13 protein-coding genes are annotated in these 18,905 nt (G+C 67.5%); 4 read left to right on the top strand and 9 right to left on the bottom strand.

Annotation, left to right across the window (positions count from 1 at the left end; genetic code table 11):
* Positions 1-2: 2 nt before the first annotated feature.
* The gene (locus tag Q0379_RS17535) at positions 3-707 is read right to left on the bottom strand and encodes a GntR family transcriptional regulator (protein WP_299014475.1); all 705 of its coding nucleotides are present in this window, start codon (positions 705-707) and stop codon (positions 3-5) included.
* Positions 708-837: 130 nt separating this feature from the next.
* Between Q0379_RS17535 and Q0379_RS17530 the strand changes: the two genes are divergently transcribed.
* On the top strand, positions 838-2,163 hold the full coding sequence (locus Q0379_RS17530; protein ID WP_299014472.1) for a DUF1254 domain-containing protein: 1,326 nt from the start codon (positions 838-840) through the stop codon (positions 2,161-2,163).
* A 28-nt stretch (positions 2,164-2,191) separates the two neighbouring features.
* On the opposite strand, the gene Q0379_RS17525 is transcribed toward Q0379_RS17530, so the two are convergent.
* From Q0379_RS17525 to Q0379_RS17500, 6 genes are all read right to left on the bottom strand, one after another.
* Entirely contained in the window at positions 2,192-3,391 is a 1,200-nt protein-coding gene (locus Q0379_RS17525; RefSeq protein WP_299014469.1) for a DUF3089 domain-containing protein, read from the bottom strand.
* Positions 3,392-3,441: 50 nt separating this feature from the next.
* Complete coding sequence (locus tag Q0379_RS17520; protein WP_299014466.1) at positions 3,442-4,617, bottom strand: acetyl-CoA C-acyltransferase; 1,176 nt, start codon at positions 4,615-4,617, stop codon at positions 3,442-3,444.
* Complete coding sequence (locus tag Q0379_RS17515) at positions 4,614-5,507, bottom strand: SDR family NAD(P)-dependent oxidoreductase (protein ID WP_299014463.1); 894 nt, start codon at positions 5,505-5,507, stop codon at positions 4,614-4,616. The genes Q0379_RS17520 and Q0379_RS17515 overlap by 4 nt, the downstream gene beginning before the upstream one ends.
* A 99-nt stretch (positions 5,508-5,606) precedes the next feature.
* A complete protein-coding gene (locus Q0379_RS17510; protein ID WP_299014460.1) occupies positions 5,607-7,169 on the bottom strand; it encodes an AMP-binding protein in 1,563 nt (520 codons plus the stop codon).
* The gene (locus Q0379_RS17505; RefSeq protein WP_299014457.1) at positions 7,160-8,806 is read right to left on the bottom strand and encodes a carboxylesterase family protein; all 1,647 of its coding nucleotides are present in this window, start codon (positions 8,804-8,806) and stop codon (positions 7,160-7,162) included. Before Q0379_RS17505 ends, Q0379_RS17510 begins: the two co-directional genes overlap by 10 nt.
* 9 nt (positions 8,807-8,815) lie before the next feature.
* Positions 8,816-11,092: a TonB-dependent receptor gene (locus Q0379_RS17500; RefSeq protein WP_299014454.1), complete on the bottom strand. Its 2,277-nt coding sequence runs from the start codon at positions 11,090-11,092 to the stop codon at positions 8,816-8,818.
* A gap of 177 nt (positions 11,093-11,269) precedes the next feature.
* On the opposite strand from Q0379_RS17500, the gene Q0379_RS17495 reads away from it, so the two are divergent.
* On the top strand, positions 11,270-12,589 hold the full coding sequence (locus Q0379_RS17495; RefSeq protein ID WP_299014451.1) for an MFS transporter: 1,320 nt from the start codon (positions 11,270-11,272) through the stop codon (positions 12,587-12,589).
* Between the two features lie 4 nt (positions 12,590-12,593).
* Here the strand turns inward: Q0379_RS17495 and Q0379_RS17490 are convergent, their stop codons facing one another.
* Positions 12,594-13,256 carry a TetR/AcrR family transcriptional regulator gene (locus tag Q0379_RS17490; RefSeq protein ID WP_013079642.1) on the bottom strand — a complete coding sequence of 221 codons (663 nt, stop codon included), beginning with the start codon at positions 13,254-13,256 and terminating at the stop codon, positions 12,594-12,596.
* Between the two features lie 197 nt (positions 13,257-13,453).
* Here Q0379_RS17490 and Q0379_RS17485 point away from each other — a divergent pair, with 197 nt between their 5' ends.
* Positions 13,454-16,498, top strand: coding sequence for a TonB-dependent receptor (locus Q0379_RS17485; protein WP_299014442.1), 3,045 nt, complete (start codon positions 13,454-13,456; stop codon positions 16,496-16,498).
* 197 nt (positions 16,499-16,695) lie between these two features.
* Complete coding sequence (locus tag Q0379_RS17480) at positions 16,696-17,145, top strand: ester cyclase (protein WP_299014439.1); 450 nt, start codon at positions 16,696-16,698, stop codon at positions 17,143-17,145.
* A 155-nt stretch (positions 17,146-17,300) separates the two neighbouring features.
* Here the strand turns inward: Q0379_RS17480 and Q0379_RS17475 are convergent, their stop codons facing one another.
* Positions 17,301-18,704, bottom strand: a complete 1,404-nt coding sequence (locus Q0379_RS17475; RefSeq protein ID WP_299014436.1) for a short-chain fatty acyl-CoA regulator family protein — start codon at positions 18,702-18,704, stop codon at positions 17,301-17,303.
* Between the last annotated feature and the right edge of the window lie 201 nt (positions 18,705-18,905).

Below are 18,905 nucleotides of genomic sequence, written 5' to 3'. Positions count from 1 at the left end.
GCCTACCCACCGACCGACTCGAGATCCAGCGCCGAGGCCAGAGACCGGCGCGTGATCATCACGATCATCCGAGCCGCCGCGGCGGCGATCTCGGGATGACGATCCTTCACGGCCGAGACCAGAATCCGGTGCGCCGACAGCGACTGCTGCTCGGATTGAGAGGTCCCAGGCTTGAGCAGCCTTTGCTGCCAGAGCGCCAGATTGCCGACCTGGGTCAGCATCCGGTACGCCAGGACGCTGCCCGAATAGCGCCCCACCAGCTGCCCGAGACCAAACGAGAGCGTGTAAAGCTCGGCGCGATCGGCGTCGCGCGTCACCGCCGCCTCTATCGCCTCCAGCATCCCATCCAGCCGCGGGATCAAGCGCTCAGGAAAGCGCTCAGCCGAGAGCCGCGCGCACTGCGCGTACATTTCCTCAAGCAGACTGAAGATATCCAGCAGCTCCTCGGAGCCCACGGAGACGACCTGCGCGCCGCGCCAGGGCTGCATCTCGACAAACCCGGCCCGAGCCACGCTGCGCAGCGCCTCGCGGACCGATGCGCGACTTACGCCATGACGCGCCGAGACCTCCTGCTCGCGCAGCCAGGCGCCCGGCGGATAATGATTGTCGATAATCTCGCGAATGAGGGTCTCAGACAGGCGCGCATCCAGCGTCTGATCACTCTTGCGCCGCACTCGCGGCGGCGCGCTCGACCCAACCTCGTCCATCAGACCTCCCTGAGTTGACGTTATAGTAAGGCAGAAGCTCACGAAACGGAACGTCAGACAATTGCCAATCTCATTCGGGATGGTCTAGGGTCCGCTCAAGGGCGTCGAAGACCGCCCATGGGAGGATAGGATGATGATCCCGCGACGCGATTTTCTGGCCGGCGCCCTAACGCTGTCTCTGGCCGCGCGAGCCAGCGCCGCCGTTGGCCGCGCGCCCCTGCCCCTGGCCCAGGCGGCGAAGCTGGCGTGGCTCTATGGTCTGCCCATGATCGAGACGGCGGGCATCCGCACCCGCACAGCCAGGCTTGGGACCTTCAACCGCCTTTACCATCAGACCGATCTTGTCACTCCGGCGAACCAGAAAGTGACCTCGCCCAACAACGACACGCTCTACAGCCGCGGATTTCTGGATCTCCGCCAGGGCCCGGTGACCCTGACCCTGCCGGCCAGCGGCGAGCGTTATCTCTCGTTGGCGCTGATGGACATGTGGACCAACAACTTCGCTGTCCTGGGAACGCGAACCACGGGTCCGGACGGCGGCCGCTTCGTCGTCGCGGGTCCGAGCGGCCCCGCGCCCTCCGGCGCGATCCGCGCGCCGAGCGATTTCGTCTTCGCGCTGGGCCGCATTCTGGTCGATGGCCCCAACGACCTGACCGCGGCCCGCGCCGTCCAGGCCGCGATCATCGCCTCGGGCCCGGAACGGCCCCCGATCGATTTCGTAACGCCGGTCGCGCGCACCGCCCCTTGGCGAGACTACTTCGCCAGCCTAGGCGCATTGCTGGCCGAGAACCCGCCGCCGGCGACCGATGCGGGCTTCTTCCACGCCGTGGGCGCGCTGGGCCTGACCGCTCGAGGCTTCGATCCGCCGACCTTCACCGCGGACCAGGAACAGCAGATCGCCGCCGGCGTGGCCCAAGCCTTCCGCACCGCCGCCGAGCCGCGCGGCGGGCTCTATGCGGCGCAAGGCTGGGTCTATCCGCAGGCCAACCTGGGCGACTTTGGCCAGGACTACGTCTTTCGGGGCCAGATCGCGCTGACCGGCCTCTTTGGTCTGCCGTTGGCTGAAGCGGTCTATACTCGCCCCGTCGGCGACCATGATTCAGGACTTCTGCACGGCGAGCGCTATCGCCTGACCTTCCCGCCAGGCAAGATGCTGCCGGTCGACGCCTTCTGGTCGCTGACCATGTACGCCGCGACCCCGGATGGCCAGTTCTTCCTGACCCCCAACGCCATCGATCGCTATGCGATCGGCGACCGTACGCCAGGACTGAAGTACGGGGCCGATGGGAGTCTGGACATCTGGATCTCGCGCCGGCCGCCGGGACCCGGGTGCGAGAGCAACTGGCTGCCGGCGCCCGCCCAAGGCCCATACATGGTAAGCCTTCGCGCCTATCTGCCTCGACCCGACCTACTCAATGGCGTCTATCGCGCGCCGCCCCTGCTGGCGGGTTTCTAGCCGCGGCGCACGGTCAGTTGGGGGTCAGTCAGCGCTGCGCTCTTCCCACGCTGGCGGCCTGGTAGGCCTCAGCCTGCTGTCGAACAATCTGGATCAGCGTCCCGATCGAATGGTCAACGTCGATCAGGTGAAGCCCCCACGAAAGGTCGACGCCAGTGCGCCGAATGATGTGGCCGCCCAATTCATCGGTCCGCGGATCCGTCGGAACCGCGTTCACGCTCAGCGCCAGATAGTCATACTCGCCGCGTTGGACACATTCGGTCGTGATCAGACCAGGCGTCGAGACGAAGAAGGTCGTGATCGCCTTCGCGGGGCGGGTCCACTGAGGCGGGATGTCGCCGCCGGAGCCGTTCAGGAAGCCCATGGCGGGGAAATAGGAGACTGGCCGCCCGGGGCCGCCGGCGAGGTTGGCGGGATTGACGCAGGCCGCGCGAAAGCCATCGCGCGCGCGGCCGAACCGTGAGGTCGGCGGCGGCGGCAGACGGTCACGGAAGGTGACATAGCTAATCACGCAGCCGACCTGCTGACCGCTTCGGCAGAGCGGAACGGACCGAAACGAGCCGCCGACATCCTTGCCTGGCGGAACCATGACGAGGCCGCCGAGCAGAAGGGCCGAGACGAGTTGGGCTTGCGCGGGCTGGCCGTCGACCTCCTCGGCCAGCAGCTTCGTCAGCATCACCGCGCCCTGGCTGTGTCCGATGAGAACCACGCCACGGCCAATGTTCTCGTGGGCCATGTACCAGCGCCAAGCGTCCCGCACGTCGGCATAGCCGCCGACGCTAGGCGGAGGCGGTTCGCCGATCGGCTTGGGACCTCCGGCGGGATAGCGGAGCCGACGCAGGGTTCCCTGCCGATAGATCGGCGCAAAGGGGCGGCAGATCGCGCCGAAGCGGGCGAACTGCAGCCTGACAGCGTCCCATTCGTCCTTGCTGGCCTGGAAGTCGGAGATCCAGCCCGGATCATTGGAAACGGTCGGATAGACATAGAAGCAGTCGATTTCGGGCTGCCTGGCGGGGACGAACCTCTCGACGCTCAGCTTGCCGCTGGCCGGCACGACCGTGGCGTCGAGGTCGACCTTGCAGCGGTCATTCGCCAGGTCCGGACGACAAAGCCAAAGCGCCGGGTCGGCGTAGTCAGGGTGGGCAACGGCGGGGTCCTGCGCCGCGATCGCCGCGCCGGATTCCGCCGACAGCAGAATGAGCCCCAGAAGAGCTCCAAGCCATTTCATGCCCGCCTCCCTGGCAAGGTCGCGCGCCGTCGCGGAGCAAGCCCGCCCGCTCACAGCACTTCGAACAATCCCGCCGCGCCCATGCCGCCGCCGACGCACATTGTGACCACGACGTATTTCGCGCCGCGCCGCTTGCCTTCGATCAGGGCGTGTCCGCTCATGCGGGCGCCCGACATGCCGTAGGGGTGTCCCATGGCGATGGCGCCGCCATTGACGTTCAGCAGCTCGTCCGGAAGACCTAGCTGGTCGCGGCAGTAGAGAACCTGGCAGGCGAAGGCTTCGTTTAGCTCCCAGAGGCCGATATCGCCGATTGTAAGGTCGAACCGCTTCAGCAGCTTGGGGATAGCGAAGACGGGGCCGATCCCCATCTCGTCCGGCTTGGTTCCGGCGACGGCCATGCCAACGTAGCGGCCAAGCGGCTCCAGACCGCGTTTTTCGGCGAGCCCCTCCTCCATGACGATGCAGGCCGAGGCCCCGTCCGAAAGCTGGCTGGCGTTACCGGCGGTGACCACCCCACCCGGCCGCACCGCCTTCAAGGTCGACAGGCCCTCGAACGTGGTGTCGGGGCGAACGCCCTCGTCGCGCTCGAGCGTGACCTCCCGCGTGGAGACTTCGCCCGTCGCCTTGTCGGCTACCTTCATCGTCGCGGTCATCGGGACCCGCTCGGCGTCGAAGCGCCCCGCCGCCTGGGCCGCCGCGGCGCGGAACTGCGAGGACAGGCCATAGAGGTCGCAAGCCTCGCGCGTGACGCCATACCGCGCGGCGACGGTTTCGGCGGTGTCCAGCATCGGCATGTAGGCGTCTGGATGCATCGCCACGAGGCCGGGGTCCTGATCGACCCGCATCTCCGGCGTCTGCACCAGCGAGATCGACTCCACCCCGCCCGCGACGATCACGTCCATGCGGTCAACAATGACCTGCTTGGCGGCCGTGGCGATGGTCATCAGGCCCGAGGAGCATTGTCGATCCAGGGTCATGCCGGGGACTTCGACGGGAAGTCCGGCGCGCAGGGCCGCCATCCGGCCGATGGTCGCCTGATAGCCCTGGGGCAACGAGCAGCCGAGAATGCAGTCGTCGATTTCATCCGGCGCCACACCGGCGCGCGAGACCGCGTGGCTGAGCGCGTGGGCGGCCAGGACGGTCGGCGCGGTGTCGTTGAAGCTCCCGCGATAGGCTCGACCGATCGGCGTGCGCGCGGTCGAGACGATGACGGCCCGCCGCGTCACGCGCGCACCGCCAAGCGGTCGGCGGACAGTTCGGCGCTGGCGATTTCCCGCTCCGACTGGGCGAAGCCGTAGGCCGGAACGATTTTGCCGGCGCGGTCAGCCACCTGGTCCCACTGCTCGATCAGCCGCTCGCCCGCATCGCGACCGCCGCCGATGAAGTATCCCGTGGTCAGGGTGATGTTGGCGGTCGCGAAATGGCCCGCGCCCGCGCACAGGATCGCGCGCGTCGGGGCGTCGTCGCCGACCAGGGCCAGCAGGCCCGGGCTGACCAGCGCGGGGTCCAGCCTCTGAAGGCTCTCGGGCGACAGCACGCCCTCGGTCATGCCCGTCGCGGCCGTCGGGGCCAGGCAGTTGACCCGGACGCCATACTTCTCGCCCTCGATCGCCAGCGTCTGCATCAGGCCGACCAGCGCCATCTTGGCCGCGCCGTAGTTGGCCTGGCCGAAATTGCCGTAGAGGCCCGACGACGAGGTGGTCATCACGATGCGGCCATAGCCCTGCTGGCGCATGATATCCCAGACCGCCTTGGCGCACACGGCCGCGCCCATCAGGTGGACGTCCACCACGAGCCGGAAGTCATCGAGGCTCATCTTGGCGAAGGACTTGTCGCGGAGGATGCCGGCGTTGCTGACGAGGATGTCGATCCGGCCCCAGCGCGCCATGACCTGCTCGACCATGGCGGCGACCGCCGCCTCGTCGGTGACCGACGCCGCGACGCCGATCGCCTCGCCGCCCAGCGCCGAGATCTCGGCCGCGACCCGTCCGGCGGCCTCTGGCGCGAGATCGTTGACGACCACCTTGGCGCCCTGGCTGGCCAGATAGAGCGCGTGGGCGCGACCAAGGCCGCCGCCCGCTCCGGTGACGATCGCGATCCGTCCGTCGAGCAACATCGATAACTCCTTTGGTTCGCGAGCCGAGGCTCGCTGTGTGTTCACTGGCTCGTCAGAGCGTGTTTTGCCGGAGAGCATCCCGCCCGAGCCGGCCGTCCTTCAGCCGGCGCCGTACTCGGATCTGAGCCGAAGCTTGTCGATCTTCCCGGTCGCGGCGAGGGGCATGCGCGGCAGTCGATACACGGCGTCGGGAAGCCACCAGTTGGCCACTCGACCTCGCAAGGCGTCCAACAGCGCCTCGTCGCTGACATCGCCCTGCGCCTCCACCAGGAGGATCGGGCGCTCGCCCCATTTGGGATGGGAGCGGCCGATCACCGCCGCCTGGGTGACCTCCGGCAAGGCGCAGACGATAGCTTCGATCTCGGCCGGGTTGATCCACTCGCCGCCGGACTTGATCAGGTCCTTGGACCGGCCCGTGATAATCAGGGCGCCGTCGTCGTCGATGCGCGCCAGATCGCCCGTCGCGAACCACCCTTGCGCGTCGGTCGCGGGCGCCTCCTGCCCGAAATAGCGAGCGACGACCGAGGCGCCGCGCACCCGAAGATGGCCCTCGACACCACGCTGCCGCGGCAAGGCCACACCCTCTGCGTCAGTGAGCAGCAGGTCCACCCCAACCGCCGGCCGCCCCGCCACCGCGGCGTCGCCTGGCGCCGACAAGGGCGCCAGAACCCCGCATGGCGACAGTTCGGTCATGCCCCAGCTGGTCTGCACGCGCACGCCCAGCCGCTGCTCGAGCCGGGCCATCAGCGCGGGCGGCATCGGCGCGCCGCCGACGATGATCCGTTTCAGCGACGGTAGAGCCAGGCCTGTGGCCTCGACATGATCCATAAGTCCGGACCAGACCGTGGGAACGCCAACGGCGATCGTGACGCCTTCGGCCGCGATCAGCCGCGCCAGGCTCGCCCCATCGGTGTTGCGGCCCGGCAAGACCAGCTTCGCGCCGACGGCCGGCGCCGCGAACGGCAGACCCCACGCATTGGCGTGGAACATCGGCACCACGGCCAGCACCGCGTCGGCGCCCGAGATGGCCATGCCGTCCGCCTGCAAGATCCTCAGGGTGTGCAGGTAGCTGGAGCGGTGTGTGTAGGTCACGCCCTTGGGCGCGCCCGTGGTGCCGGAGGTGAAGCAGAGACCGCAGGGCGCCGTCTCCTCGAACCGTCCCCAGGCCGCGCGTTGGCCTTCCGCGTCGATCATCGGCGCCAGCGCCTCGCCGCCCTCCGCCTCGCCGTCGATGATCAGCAGACGCGTCAGGTCGGGCGCCAGGTCCTTGATGTCCTGGGCCAACGCGGCCAGGTCGGCCGAGGCGATCAAGACCCTCGCCTCCGATTGGACGACCATCACCGCCAACTGCTCGGCCGTCAGGCGCGGGTTCAGGGTGTGGCAGACAGCGCCCATGCCCATGATCGCGAACCAGGCCTCGACATGGGCCTGACTGTTCCAGGCCAATGTCGCCACACGGTCGCCGCCGCGCACGCCGAACGCCTCGAGCACCGCCGAGACCCGCCTGGCGCGATCGTGAAGCTCGGCATAGCCCGCGCGGTCGATCCGACCATCCTCGCGCGCCGTCGCCACCTGCGCGTTTGGCGACCACTTGGCGGCGTGGTCCAGGAACTTGTCGAGCGTCAGGGAAAAGGCCTGCATCTCGCCGTCGATTATCGGCACTGAGGAACTCCAGGGGGCAGCGGGGGCGAGATGACGCCGACATTCACGAACCAGGGGATGTCGCCCTGGGCCCGACGGCGGCACACCACGGCTTCGTTCAGGGCGTACATGCCCGGCCGGAGACGCTCTCCAGGGCGGGGCGCGTCGACGAAGGCCATGTAGGCGCGGTCGGCGCCATAGGGCCTCCACGCCGGCGCGTCGTCGGCGGCGGGGACGCCGCTTCTGGCGAAGGCGGTCCAGTAGCCGATCATCGCCGCCGAGAGCCTGGCCTCGCCGGGCGCATCCGGAATCTTCGGCCAGGCCGGCGGCGTGTTCGCCGCCGTGCCGAAGACGTAGGGCAGTTCGGAGGCGTGGAAGCCATGCAGGTCGGCGGCGTCGGCGGCCGGATAGCCGTGATCGAAGTAGTACAGGTAGCCGGGCGCGCCGACGGCCGTCTGCTTGGCGACCAGCCGCTCGGCCGTCCAGCCGTAGAGGGCGTCGCGCGGCGCCAGCAGCACGCTTTCAGGCACGTTGTCGGACGGATAGAGCTTGAGGAAATCGTCGGCCAGGTCGCCGTAGCGCGCCCGGATTTCCTTTTCGTAGGTCGCCGCGTCGGCCGGCGGCGGCGGGGCCAGGATCCGCAGCGATCGGATCTCGCCGCTGTTGAAGCCGGCCAGGATCGGCACGCGCGCCTGTTCTCCAGCGTCGAACGTCTCGACGAGCTGCTTGGGCAGGACCTTGCCGTCGACGGCGCCGAACGTCTGGAAGCCGGCCATCAGAGCCGAGGTGGTGATCGCCTCGGCGTCCATGGCGCGCAGATCGGCCAGGTTCTTGGCGCCCAGCTTCGCCGCGGTCGTCGCGCCCACGGTCTCGGCCGGAACGAGGCCGAATTTGCGCTCGCGCAGCGCCGGCGTGGAGATCATGTAGGCGCTCTGGGCGATCGCCTTGTGGAACAGTCCGCGCGCCCGCGGCGAGGCCATCAGGTACATGACGCTGAGGCCGCCGGCGGACTCCCCCGCGATCGTCACATTGGCCGGATCGCCGCCGAAGGCCGCGATGTTGCGCCGGACCCACTTGAGCGCCGCGATCTGGTCTAGAAGGCCATAGTTGCCCGATACGTGGTCGGGCGACTCGGCGCTGAGCTCGGGGTGGGCGAGATAGCCCAGCACGCCCAGGCGGTAGTTGATGGAGACGACCAGGACACCCCGCCTGGCCAGGGCCGCGCCATCGTAGAGACCCTCGCTGCTGGAGCCGCCGATCAACGATCCGCCGTGGATCCAGACCAGCACCGGCGCCCGCTCGGCCCGGTCCGGCGTCCAAACGTTCAGCGACAGGCAGTCCTCGCTGAACGCCTTCAGCGGCGAAGCGTAGATGCTGCCGGCGCGCGGCTTGGGCTGCCAGCAGGCCGGGCCATAGTCCAAAGCGTCGCGCACGCCGGTCCAGGACGAGGCCTCGGCCGGCGGCTTCCACCGCAGCGCCCCCACGGGCGCCGCCGCATAGGGGACGCCCTTGAACACCCGCAAACCGTCCGCCTCGACGCCGCGAACAGCGCCGGCCGGCGCGCGGACGACGGGCTGGTCGGCCCGAGCGACGGCCGGCGCTCCCGCCAGGGCCGCGAGGGTCAGGGCGAAGACCGATCCCAGGGCGCGCTTGCTCATCACCCCCTCCTAGAACGCATAGCCAAGGCGCACGCCCGCTGTCCGGGGTCGCATGGTGGCGAAACGGCTGGCGAGGAACGCCTCGGGATGGACGTAGGTGATCGAGTGATCGTCGAAGAGGTTCTCGACATAGACCCCGATGGTTGTCTGGCCCATGGCGACGGCGAAGGTGGCGTTGACGTTCTGGTACGAGTCCGTGAAGCCGTAGGTCGGGCTGGTGACGGTCGGCTGGCCGGGTACGTGCGGGAACGAGCCCGGATACGAACCGACATGCTGCACCACCACCGACAGGTTGGCCTTGGCGTTCGGCGTCAGGTCCCAGCCGTAGTTGACGAACAGCGAGCCCTGGACCTTCGGCGAGGCGAGCCGCGCGCCCACGACCGCGCCCGAGATCGCCGCCTCGGCCGGGCTCAGCTCGGTGACCTTGGCCTCGTTCAGCGAGCCGTTCAGGCCGACGGTCAGGCCCTTTGCGGGATAGGCCAGGAGCTCGAGCTCGATCCCCTTGCTGCGCGCCGCCCCGATGTTGGTGGCGAACTGGACGCTGTCGGACACCCGGTTGGCCTGGACCTGGATGTTGCTCCAGTCGATCAGATAGACCGCGACGTTGGCCGCGAGCCGACCATTCAGGAAGCGCCCCTTGGCCCCAAGTTCATAGTTGACGAGATCGTCCGACGAAGCGCCGTTCGGGATGATCAGGTCGCTGGGATTGACCAGGCTGGGTCGGCCCGCGAAGGCGTTGACCACAGGCGTCCGGAAGCCGGTCGAGACCGTGGCGTAGGTCGTCAGCGCCGACGACGGCTTGTACGACAGGCTGACCTTGAACGACGGCTTGCTGCCGGTCGCCTTGACGCCGGTGGCCGCCGCGATCGGAACCAGGGCCAGCGGTCCCCGGATCCCCAGCAGCGCGTTGGTCAGATAGGCGCTGTTATAGCCGCCGGCCTCGGTGAAGCCCTGCGAGTCGACCTTGCCGTAGCGGATGCCGCCGGTCGCCCAGACCTTGTCGGTGAAGCGGTAGGTCAGCTGCCCGAACGCCGCCTTCTCGTGCGAGAGGAAGTGGGTGTACTGACGCTGGTAATATTCGTCCGGCAGGCCCGTGATGCCCCGGGCGGTCAGGAAGGCCGGGTTGGAGCGATAGAAATAGTCCACGTCCAGACGGCGATCGAGGTAGAAGCCGCCGACCACCCAGTCGACCTTGCCGCCGGGATCGGACGCCAGGCGCGCCTCCTCGACGAAGGTCTTCTGGTAGCCGCCCGCGTCCAGGGCGAAGGCGATCGCGCCGCCGAACGTGCCGGCCAGATCGACGAAGAACTTCTGGTCGAACTTGGAATAGGTCGACGAGCTGGTCAGGCGCGCCCCATCGAACTGGTAGTCGATCGTGACGTTGTGGGTTCGCAGCTTGCCGACGAACAGGTCCGGCCGGTCGGAGATCCGCCTCTCGCGGCCGAGGGCCGGGCTGATCATCGACGAGTCCTTGGGATTGCTGTCCTCGTACGAGAACAGAGCCTTCACCGACAGGCGCTCGTTCGGCTTCCACAGCAGGTTGGCGCGGCCGCCCCAGTCGACCAGGGTGTTGGAGTTGTGGACCCCGGTGCCGACGTTATCGAGGTAGCCTTCCTCGTGGCGGTAGAAGCCGACGACGCGCAGCGCCAGCTTGTCCTCGACGATCGGCAGGTTGAGCATGCCGTTGTAGCGCTGGCGCAGGGAGTCCGAGCCCGTGAGGCCGTAATCGACCAAGGCCGCGCCCTCGCGGCTGGAGAGGTTCGGCGCCTTGGTCAGGATGCGCAGCGCGCCGGACAGCGAGCCCGAGCCAAACAGCGTGCCTTGCGGACCGCGCAGGAACTCGACCCGCTCGACGTCGAACAGGTTGGGGTCCAGCACGGTGGTGTTGCCGATCGTCGAGATCGGCAGCTCGTCGATATAGACAGCGACCGTGCTCTGCAGGTTGGCGCCGTAGCCGTTGGTGGCGATCCCCCGCGCCGTGAAGTTGTTGAAGTTGGCGGTGGCGCGGTTCAGCACCACGCCGGGCGTCTGGCGGGCCAGGCCCTCATAGCCGACGATGCCCTTGGCGGTCAGCTCCTTCTGGTCGAAGGCGGTGACGCTGAGCGGCACGTCCTGGAGCTTCTCCGGACGGCGGGTGGCGGTGACGACGACTTCTCCCACCAGTTCGGCGTCCTTGCGGTCGCCCCTCCCCTGCTCTCCCGCGCCAGCCACCTGAGCCAGCGTCGGCGTTGTCGAAAACGCGACGAGCGCGACGGCGCAAGCCGACGCCAAAAGCCCTGCCTTCATGGCGTTCACTCCCCAGGCGCGTCGATCGTTCCGTCGTCGACGTCGCGGCGACACGGTGGCGACGAACCGTCCGACTGTCAACACTCACTCTCGCGAGCGTGAATGTTGACGAGCGAGGACGATTGACGTCATCCTCAAGGCCAGCCAAGCCCGAGAACGGGCGTCCGGGAGGAAACCTTGAACGATCTCGCGCGCACCAGCGACGCGGCCGCGGCCGCGCGCTCAGACCGTCCCCTCCCCGTCCCGGACCGCAGGGCCTGGGTGGTCCTGGCCATGCTGTGGTTCGTCTACGTCCTGAACTTCCTGGACCGTCAGCTGATGTCGATCCTGGCCAAACCGATCCAGGACACGCTGAACGTCACCGACGGCCAGCTTGGGCTGATCGGCGGCCTCTACTTCGCGATGTTCTACTGCTTCATCGCCATACCGGTCGGCTGGCTGGCCGATCGCACCAATCGCGTCGCGGTGCTCAGTCTGGCCTGCGGGATCTGGAGCGCGGCGACGGTGGCCTGCGGCCTGTCGCGCAGCTATGGCGAATTCGCCTTCGCGCGCATGACGGTGGGCTTCGGCGAAGCCGGCGGCGTGCCGCCGTCCTATGCGATCATCACAGACTACTTCCCCCCGGGGCGTCGCGGCACCGCGCTGGGGATCTACAATCTGGGGCCGCCCGTCGGCGCGGCCCTGGGCATCGCCTTTGGCGGCGCGATCGCGGCGGCGTTCAACTGGCGCTACGCCTTCATCGTCCTGGGCCTTGTCGGTCTGGTCGCCGCGGCGGTCCTGCCCCTGCTCGTCAAGGAACCCCGGCGCGGAGCGCTGGATGGGGTCGGCGCCAAGCCGGAGAAGGCCGCGTTCTGGCCGACCCTGCGCATGTTCTTCTCGCGCCCGACCCTGATGCTGGCGGCCCTGGGCAGCGGCGCGACCCAGTTTGTCACCTACGGCCTTGGGAATTTCACCACCCTCTTCCTGATGCGCGAAAAGGGCATGACGCTCAGCGAGGTGGCCGTGTGGTACGCGCTGGTCGTCGGCGTTGGCATGAGCGCGGGCATCTACGTCTCGGGCCGGGTGATCGACCACTTCACGCGCAAGTCCAAGCTGGTCTACGCCATGGCTCCGGTGATCTCCCTAAGCCTGGCGATCCCCTTCTATATCGGCTTCGTCTGGGCGCCGACCTGGCCGTTGGCCCTGGCCTTCCTGATCGGCCCGACCTTCCTCAACTACTTCTACCTGTCGTCGGCGGTGGCGCTGGTGCAGGAAGAGGTGCGTCCCGAGCAGCGCGTGATGTCCGGAGCGCTGTTGCTGCTGGTGATGAACTTCATCGGGCTGGGCCTTGGCCCGACCTATGTCGGCGCGGCCAGCGACTTCTTCCGCGCCAGCCATCCGCACAATTCGCTGCAGATGGCGCTGTTCACCCTGGTTCCGATCTACGTCGTGGCGATCGGCCTGTTCCTCTGGCTGGCGAGGATCTTCCGCAGGACGGAGGCGCGCCAGGACGCCTGACGCCCTACCCCTTCAGGGCGATGAAGCCCGCGGCCATGAAGCGGGCGATCCGCTTCTTGACCGCCGGGAAGTCGTCCGAGTGGCAGAGGCCGCCCGACAGCCGGTCGATCCGGCCGGTCCGCGCCAGGGTGTTCATCAGCGCGCCCGACACGAAGTGATAGCCCCAGAAGATCTCCTCGTCGGCGTAGTCCGGCAGGGCGCGCTTGAGAATGCCGACCAGCTTCAGGACCACCGGGTCGAAGTGCTCGTCCATCAGCGCCGCGCCCTCGGGCGTATTGCTGACCCGCGCGCAGAAGGCGGCGTAGTTCATCCAATGCTCGCCGCCCTCGTAGTAGAGATCGAGGTCGGTATCGAGGAAGGCGTGCAGCGCGCCCTCGACCGTGGGCTTGTCGCCGGCCGCCTGCTCGTACTGCTCCAGGGCGATCATGCGTCGGCCTGACGTCACGCCGGCGCGGCGGGCGAACACCGCCTCGAACAGGTTGGTCTTGTCCTTGAAGTAGTAGTTGAGAAGCGTGGTGTGGATGCCGACCCTCTGGGCGACATCGCGCAGGGTCACGCCATAAAGGCCATTCTGCGAGAACAGATATTCGGCCGCGTCCAGGATCTGCTCCAGGCTCTGGGCGCGCTGCTCGGCCTTGGTCCGCCTCGCCTTGCTCTCTCCCGCCAAGCCGTCCTCCTCGTCGCTCCCATACGCTGGGTAGTAGGGCGCGGCGCGCGCCTGTCAATCGTCCGCGTCACAGCCGGCGTCGCGCGGCTACGACCTCATGACCGAACAATGGTCATTGACGTACCGGCAGCGATAACACAACACTCACTCTTGTGAGAATGAGCGTTACAGACTCATTCAACGGGAGGGATCGCATCATGAAAATCGGGCTTATGGGCGCGTCGGGCGCCGCGCTGCTGATGGGACTGGCGGGTCTAGGCGCGCCAGCCCTGGCCCAGGAACGGTCGGGCCAAGAGCCATCCACGCAGGTCGAGGAAATCGTCGTTACGGGGTCGAACATCCGGGGCTCGGCGCTGGACGCCGCTCTCCCCGTCGAGGTTTATTCGCAAGCCGACCTCGAGAAGCAGGGCTCGCCCACCGCTCTGGAATTCGCCAAGAGCCTGACCATTTCGGGCCCGACGACCGGCGAGTCCTACTACTTCGGCGGCCCGGCCCTGGTCGGTTCGGTGAACTACAATCTGCGCGGTCTAGGGGCCGACAAGACGCTGGTGCTCCTGAACGGCCGGCGGATGAACCAGAACACCGCCAACGTCCCGTCCATCGCCCTGGCGCGCACCGAGGTGCTGAAGGACGGCGCGGCGGTGATCTATGGCGCGGACGCCACTGGCGGCGTCGTCAACTTCATCACTCGCGACAAGTTCGTCGGCCTGGAGGCCCAGGGCCAGTACAAGCATATCCGCGGCTCGAAGGGCGACTATTCGGTCGGCGTGATGGGCGGCGTCGGCGAGGACCGGGTCAACCTTCTGGTCTCGGCCGAGTACGAGCATCGCTCGCGCCTCAATACGATGGAGCGGGACTTCACCAAGGCGTCGCTGAACCCGGTCACGGGCTACAACCCCGCGCCGTGGTCGACCCTGACCAACCTCACGGGCTGGATCCCGCGCGGCGCTCTTCCAGCCACGCCCAGCGCCACCGATGTCGGCGAATGGGGCCCCGCCATCGGCGGCATCGTGTCGGACTTCACGCCGGCCAGCTGCGCGGCGGTCGGCGGCCGCTACGACAACGCCTACACCTGCGCCTACAACTACATTCCGTACTACCGGCTGGTCGAGAACCAGGACACCTACCGCCTCTACGCCCAGCTGAAGGCGCAGATCACCGATACGATGAAGTTCCACATGGACGCCTCGTACGGCAAGGTGACCTTGCCCCAGGTGATGGGATCGCCCGCCCAACCCGTCTCGCGGGGACCAGCGCTGGCCACCGGCGCGGTGAACCAGTTCTACGTGCCGATCACCAACCCGTTCGCGGCCGAGTTCGCCGCCAAGAACGGCATCGTCGGGGCCCAGGGCTTCACGCCCGTGACCTACCGCCTGTTCGGCCACGGCGGCAATCCGTACTATTCAGGCGGCGACGGTTTCGGCGTGGCGGACCGCATCGACAACAAGGTCTGGCGCGTGTCGGCGGGCCTCACCGGCGATCTCGGCGACTTGGCGCCGTTCGCCAAGCAGGTCGGCTACGACTTCGCGCTGACCTATAACGACGCCTACAACTACAACACCCACGCCGACACCATCGGCTATCGCCTGCAGGAAGCGCTGAACGGCTTCGGCGGCCCCAATTGTCGCGCCACGGACCTGGATCCCAGCCGCTTCGGCACGCAGAACGCGGCGGCGGCCGGCAAGAATGGCTGCCAATACTGGAATCCCTTCTCGAGCTCGTTCAAGGGCCAGCCTGTTCGCGGCCTGGCCAATCCGAACTATGTCGCCGGCAAAGAGAACCCCGAGGACCTGGCGCTGTGGATGTTCGACCCGCGCGCGGTCGAGACCCTCAGCCACAACTTCACGGCGGATCTCGTGTTCAACGGTCGCTCGGGCATCAATCTTCCCGGTGGCGACGTCGGCTGGGCGCTCGGCGCTCAGTACCGCTCGCTCGCCAACCGCGTGAACGTGCCTAGCGCGTTCAACAACGGCTCGATCCAGTGCGAGTGGCCCAGCAACACCACCAGCGCCAATGGCGCCGGCTCGGGCAATCTCAGCCCGACGCCGCTGCCGACGACCGATCCGAACTTCCGCGGCTGTACGCCGGACGCGCCGGGACCGTTCGTGCTGTTCGCCCCGACCCTGCCCAGCCAAGCCGAGCAGAGCCAGTACTCGCTGTTCGGCGAGCTGCAGGTTCCGCTTTTCTCGAACGTCGACATCCAGCTGGCGGCCCGTCGCGAGCGCTTCTCCAACGACCTGGGCGCGACGGTCTACAAGGTCTCGGGCAAGTGGAACGTCTGGGGGCCGCTGACCGTGCGCGCCTCGTACGGCACCAACTACCAGACGCCGCCTCTGGGCGTGACGCCCGGCGCCATCACGGTGGCCGCGCGCACCTACACGGTGGCGGCCAGCAACTGGCTGGCGGCCCAGTTCATCACCGACGCCAACCTCAAGCCCGAAACCGCCAAGAGCGGCAACATCGGCGCGATCTGGCAGAGCCGCGGCCTGGCCGACGGCCACGACTTCCGCCTGATCGTCGACTATTTCGACATCCGCACCAAGGACCAGATCGGCCAGGTCGCCGATCCGAACCAGATCGCCAGCCTGGTCTTCAACGGCGCCGGCGGCACGATCACCACTTGCGATGTCGCCAAGCAGCCCCTGCTGGCGCGCATCAGCTTCAACAGCGGATGCACGGTCGGCATGAGCGGCGTCGGAACCTTCAACGCCGTCTCCACGCGTTACGGCAATGGTCCGGGCCAGACGACCAAGGGCTTCGACATTCAGGCCAAGTACGGCCTGCCGCTGGGCAATGGCGATCTCGACATCGACGTCACCGCCACGCGGGTCACCGCTTTGCGGACCGGCCCGACCACGCTGGACGGCGTCACCATCTCGACCGGCGACGATCGACTGGGCACGCTGAACTTCGCCACATTCGCCCAGGCGGCGCCGAAGTGGCGCGCCAACCTCGGCGTCAACTACGCCCTGGGCCACCAGAACTTCCGCCTCGGCGTCAACTTCGTCTCGGCGGTCAAGGACGAACGCCCGGGCGTCCAGTATGGCGAGAACGGCAAGGACTGGGTGACCACCGACTTCACCTATCGCCTGCAGCTGGGCGACGACATGGCGCTGACGCTGACGGCGGCCAACATCTTCGACAAGGACCCGCCGCCGGCTCAGGAGGAGTTCGGCTACGACCCTTGGACCGGCAATCCGCTGGGCCGAACGCTCGAGATCGGCGTCAAGAAGTCCTTCTAATCCCCACCTCGCGCCTGGCGGATGACCCCGGTCATCCGCCATTTTCCCGTGGGAGACCGCACGGGCAGGCCTACGGATGCGAGCGCGGGACACTCGGTCGCCCGCGCACCCGCCGCTTCCCCAACCAAGGGGCAAGGTGCGAGCCAAGGCACGACATCGCGGCCCTGCGCGTTCATCGGCATCGCTGGCGCCCGCCGATGCGGACGGCGCCCAGCGAGGACAAACAGCGGAAAGTGGAAATGCCTTCATCGCCGGAACGCCCGACTGTCGACTTCTACAAGCGCTATCTCGCCTGCCTGAATGCGCGCGCCTTGGAGATGCTAGGCGAATTCGTCGCGGACGATGTGATCCGCAACGGCCGGCGGCTAAGGCTGGACGGCTACCGGGACATGCTGGAAGCCAATTACCGCGCCATCCCGGACCTTCAATTCCGCGCCGAATGGATCGTCGCCGAGGAAACCCGCCTCGCCTGCAGACTTGGCTTCGACTGCTCGCCGATCGGCGAATTCCTGGGCGTCAAGGTGGATGGAAGGCGTATCGTCTTCCACGAGCACGCTCTCTACACATTGAGAGACGGCAAGATCGCCGAGGTCTGGTCGATCATCGACAAGGCGGAAATCGAAGCGCAGGCGGGCGCGAGCAAATAGGCGCCGATTGCGGCTGAGGTAAGTCTGCAGGAACGCGATGTTCGCGGCGAAGCCTCCCCACCTTGGTGAGATTGTGCGCACTCGGTTCCGCTACAGTCATCTGCGCGTGGAAGCATCTAGCCCAGGCGAAGATTGTGCTTTCTGGCGCAATCGCTTCAAAGCTTGAAAGGCACCCAGCGACGATCGTTCTCCAGCACCTCGAACCGGCGGTCCACGGGCGGAAAGGCCCGCTGAGAGCAATCCGAGCGCTCGCAGATCCGGCAGCTGACGCCGATCGGCGCCGAGGGCCCGGACAGATCGAGACCATCGGCATAGACTAACTGATCGGCGTACTGGACCTCGCAGCCCAGCCCCAGGGCGTAGCGGCGGTCAGCCTCGAGATAGGCCCCGGAGGGCTTCACCACCCCCTTGGCGACGCAAACATAGCGTAACCCGTCCGGCATCTCGGCCAGCTGCACCATCCACGCGTCGGGTCGGCTAAAGGCGTCGTGCACGTTCCACATCGGACAGGTCCCGCCAAAGCGCGCGAACTGGAAGCGGGTGGCGCTATGGCGCTTGGTGATGTTCCCGGCCCGGTCCAGCCGCACGAAATAGAACGGCACGCCTCGCGCGCCGGGCCGCTGCAGGGTGCTCAAGCGATGGAAGACCTGCTCCAGGCTGACCTGGAAGATCAGGCCGAGCTGTTCGATATCGTGGCGGACCTTACGCGCAGTCTCGCGGAAATTGCCATAGGGCAGCAGCAGCGCTCCGGCGGCGTAGTTCAAAAGGCCCGTGCGACAGACCTGGGCGGCGCTCTGGCTGCGAAACGACGCCGCCTCCAGCTCGGCCTCGACCACGTCGGCCAAAGTCATGGCGGCGATTTGGTAGGCCATCTGGAAGCTTCGTGTCGCCGCCGGCTGCGCCGCGCCCAGAACCAGAATCCTCGCTTCGGGATCGTAGTGGCGCAGCAGATTCAGTTCGCGCGAGCGCTCGACCCGCACGCCCAGTCGCCGGGCCAGATGGAGCTCCAGGGCCGCCTCTCCGCCCCCCTCGGCGAGCGCCAAATCCTCGGCCAGGGCCTCGGCCGCGGCGTCCAGCGCGTGGATGTAGTTGTCCTTGTAGTGGAAGAAGTCGCGGACCTCCTCGTAAGGCAGCAGGGCGCTGGCGGCGACACGCTCGTCCAGCGAGACGGCTTCTTCGGTCTGCTTGAGACGCTCGTCCAGCTGCCGATGCGCTCTGTGCAGCGCCAGATAGGCGCGGGCGAAGTGCGGCGCGTTGCCGACCACCTGCTTGATTTCTGAAAGCCCCGGGGCCTGCGCTCCGCCGACGAGATCGGCGACGGCTTCGCGCAGGTCGGCGATCAGCCGCTGGTCATCGGCCGCGTCCAGGGCGGCGGCGTCGACCTCGAACACGCGCATGGCGTCGATCAGCACTCGCGCGGTGACCGGCCGCTGATTGGCCTCAATCTGCGACAGATAACTCGGCGATAGACCAAGACGCGCCGCGCAAACCTCCAGCGTCCAGCCTCGGCCCTGGCGCAGGCCACGCAAGCGAGGTCCGATAAAGAGCTTCTCACGCATCTTCGCAACTTTGCAATTTCGCAGAAATCACCACCACAGACTCCCCGCGAACGCCCGATATCCTTGATCCTAGTCTGGACGAGTTTTTCAACTTCGCCAAATTGCGATGCGAGGACGGTTTTGCAGTCCATCCATTCAAGGCGTGTCGCGTGCAGCACATTCTCGAGGAACTCGAACGTCGTCGTGAGCAGGCCAAGGCCG

Source organism: uncultured Caulobacter sp., from assembly GCF_937900395.1.
In the GTDB taxonomy this organism is placed as follows: domain Bacteria; phylum Pseudomonadota; class Alphaproteobacteria; order Caulobacterales; family Caulobacteraceae; genus Caulobacter.
The sequence above is the reverse complement of the archived record's forward strand: the minus strand, read 5'-3'. Positions and strand labels throughout refer to the sequence as shown.

Coding starts and splice junctions, on each gene's coding strand:
- Q0379_RS17535 (WP_299014475.1), bottom strand. CDS start 707: ATGGACGAGGTTGGGTCGAGCGCGCCGCCGCGAGTGCGGCGCAAGAGT.
- Q0379_RS17530 (WP_299014472.1), top strand. CDS start 838: ATGATGATCCCGCGACGCGATTTTCTGGCCGGCGCCCTAACGCTGTCT.
- Q0379_RS17525 (WP_299014469.1), bottom strand. CDS start 3,391: ATGAAATGGCTTGGAGCTCTTCTGGGGCTCATTCTGCTGTCGGCGGAA.
- Q0379_RS17515 (WP_299014463.1), bottom strand. CDS start 5,507: ATGTTGCTCGACGGACGGATCGCGATCGTCACCGGAGCGGGCGGCGGC.
- Q0379_RS17505 (WP_299014457.1), bottom strand. CDS start 8,806: ATGAGCAAGCGCGCCCTGGGATCGGTCTTCGCCCTGACCCTCGCGGCC.
- Q0379_RS17500 (WP_299014454.1), bottom strand. CDS start 11,092: ATGAAGGCAGGGCTTTTGGCGTCGGCTTGCGCCGTCGCGCTCGTCGCG.
- Q0379_RS17485 (WP_299014442.1), top strand. CDS start 13,454: ATGAAAATCGGGCTTATGGGCGCGTCGGGCGCCGCGCTGCTGATGGGA.
- Q0379_RS17480 (WP_299014439.1), top strand. CDS start 16,696: ATGCGGACGGCGCCCAGCGAGGACAAACAGCGGAAAGTGGAAATGCCT.
- Q0379_RS17475 (WP_299014436.1), bottom strand. CDS start 18,704: ATGCGTGAGAAGCTCTTTATCGGACCTCGCTTGCGTGGCCTGCGCCAG.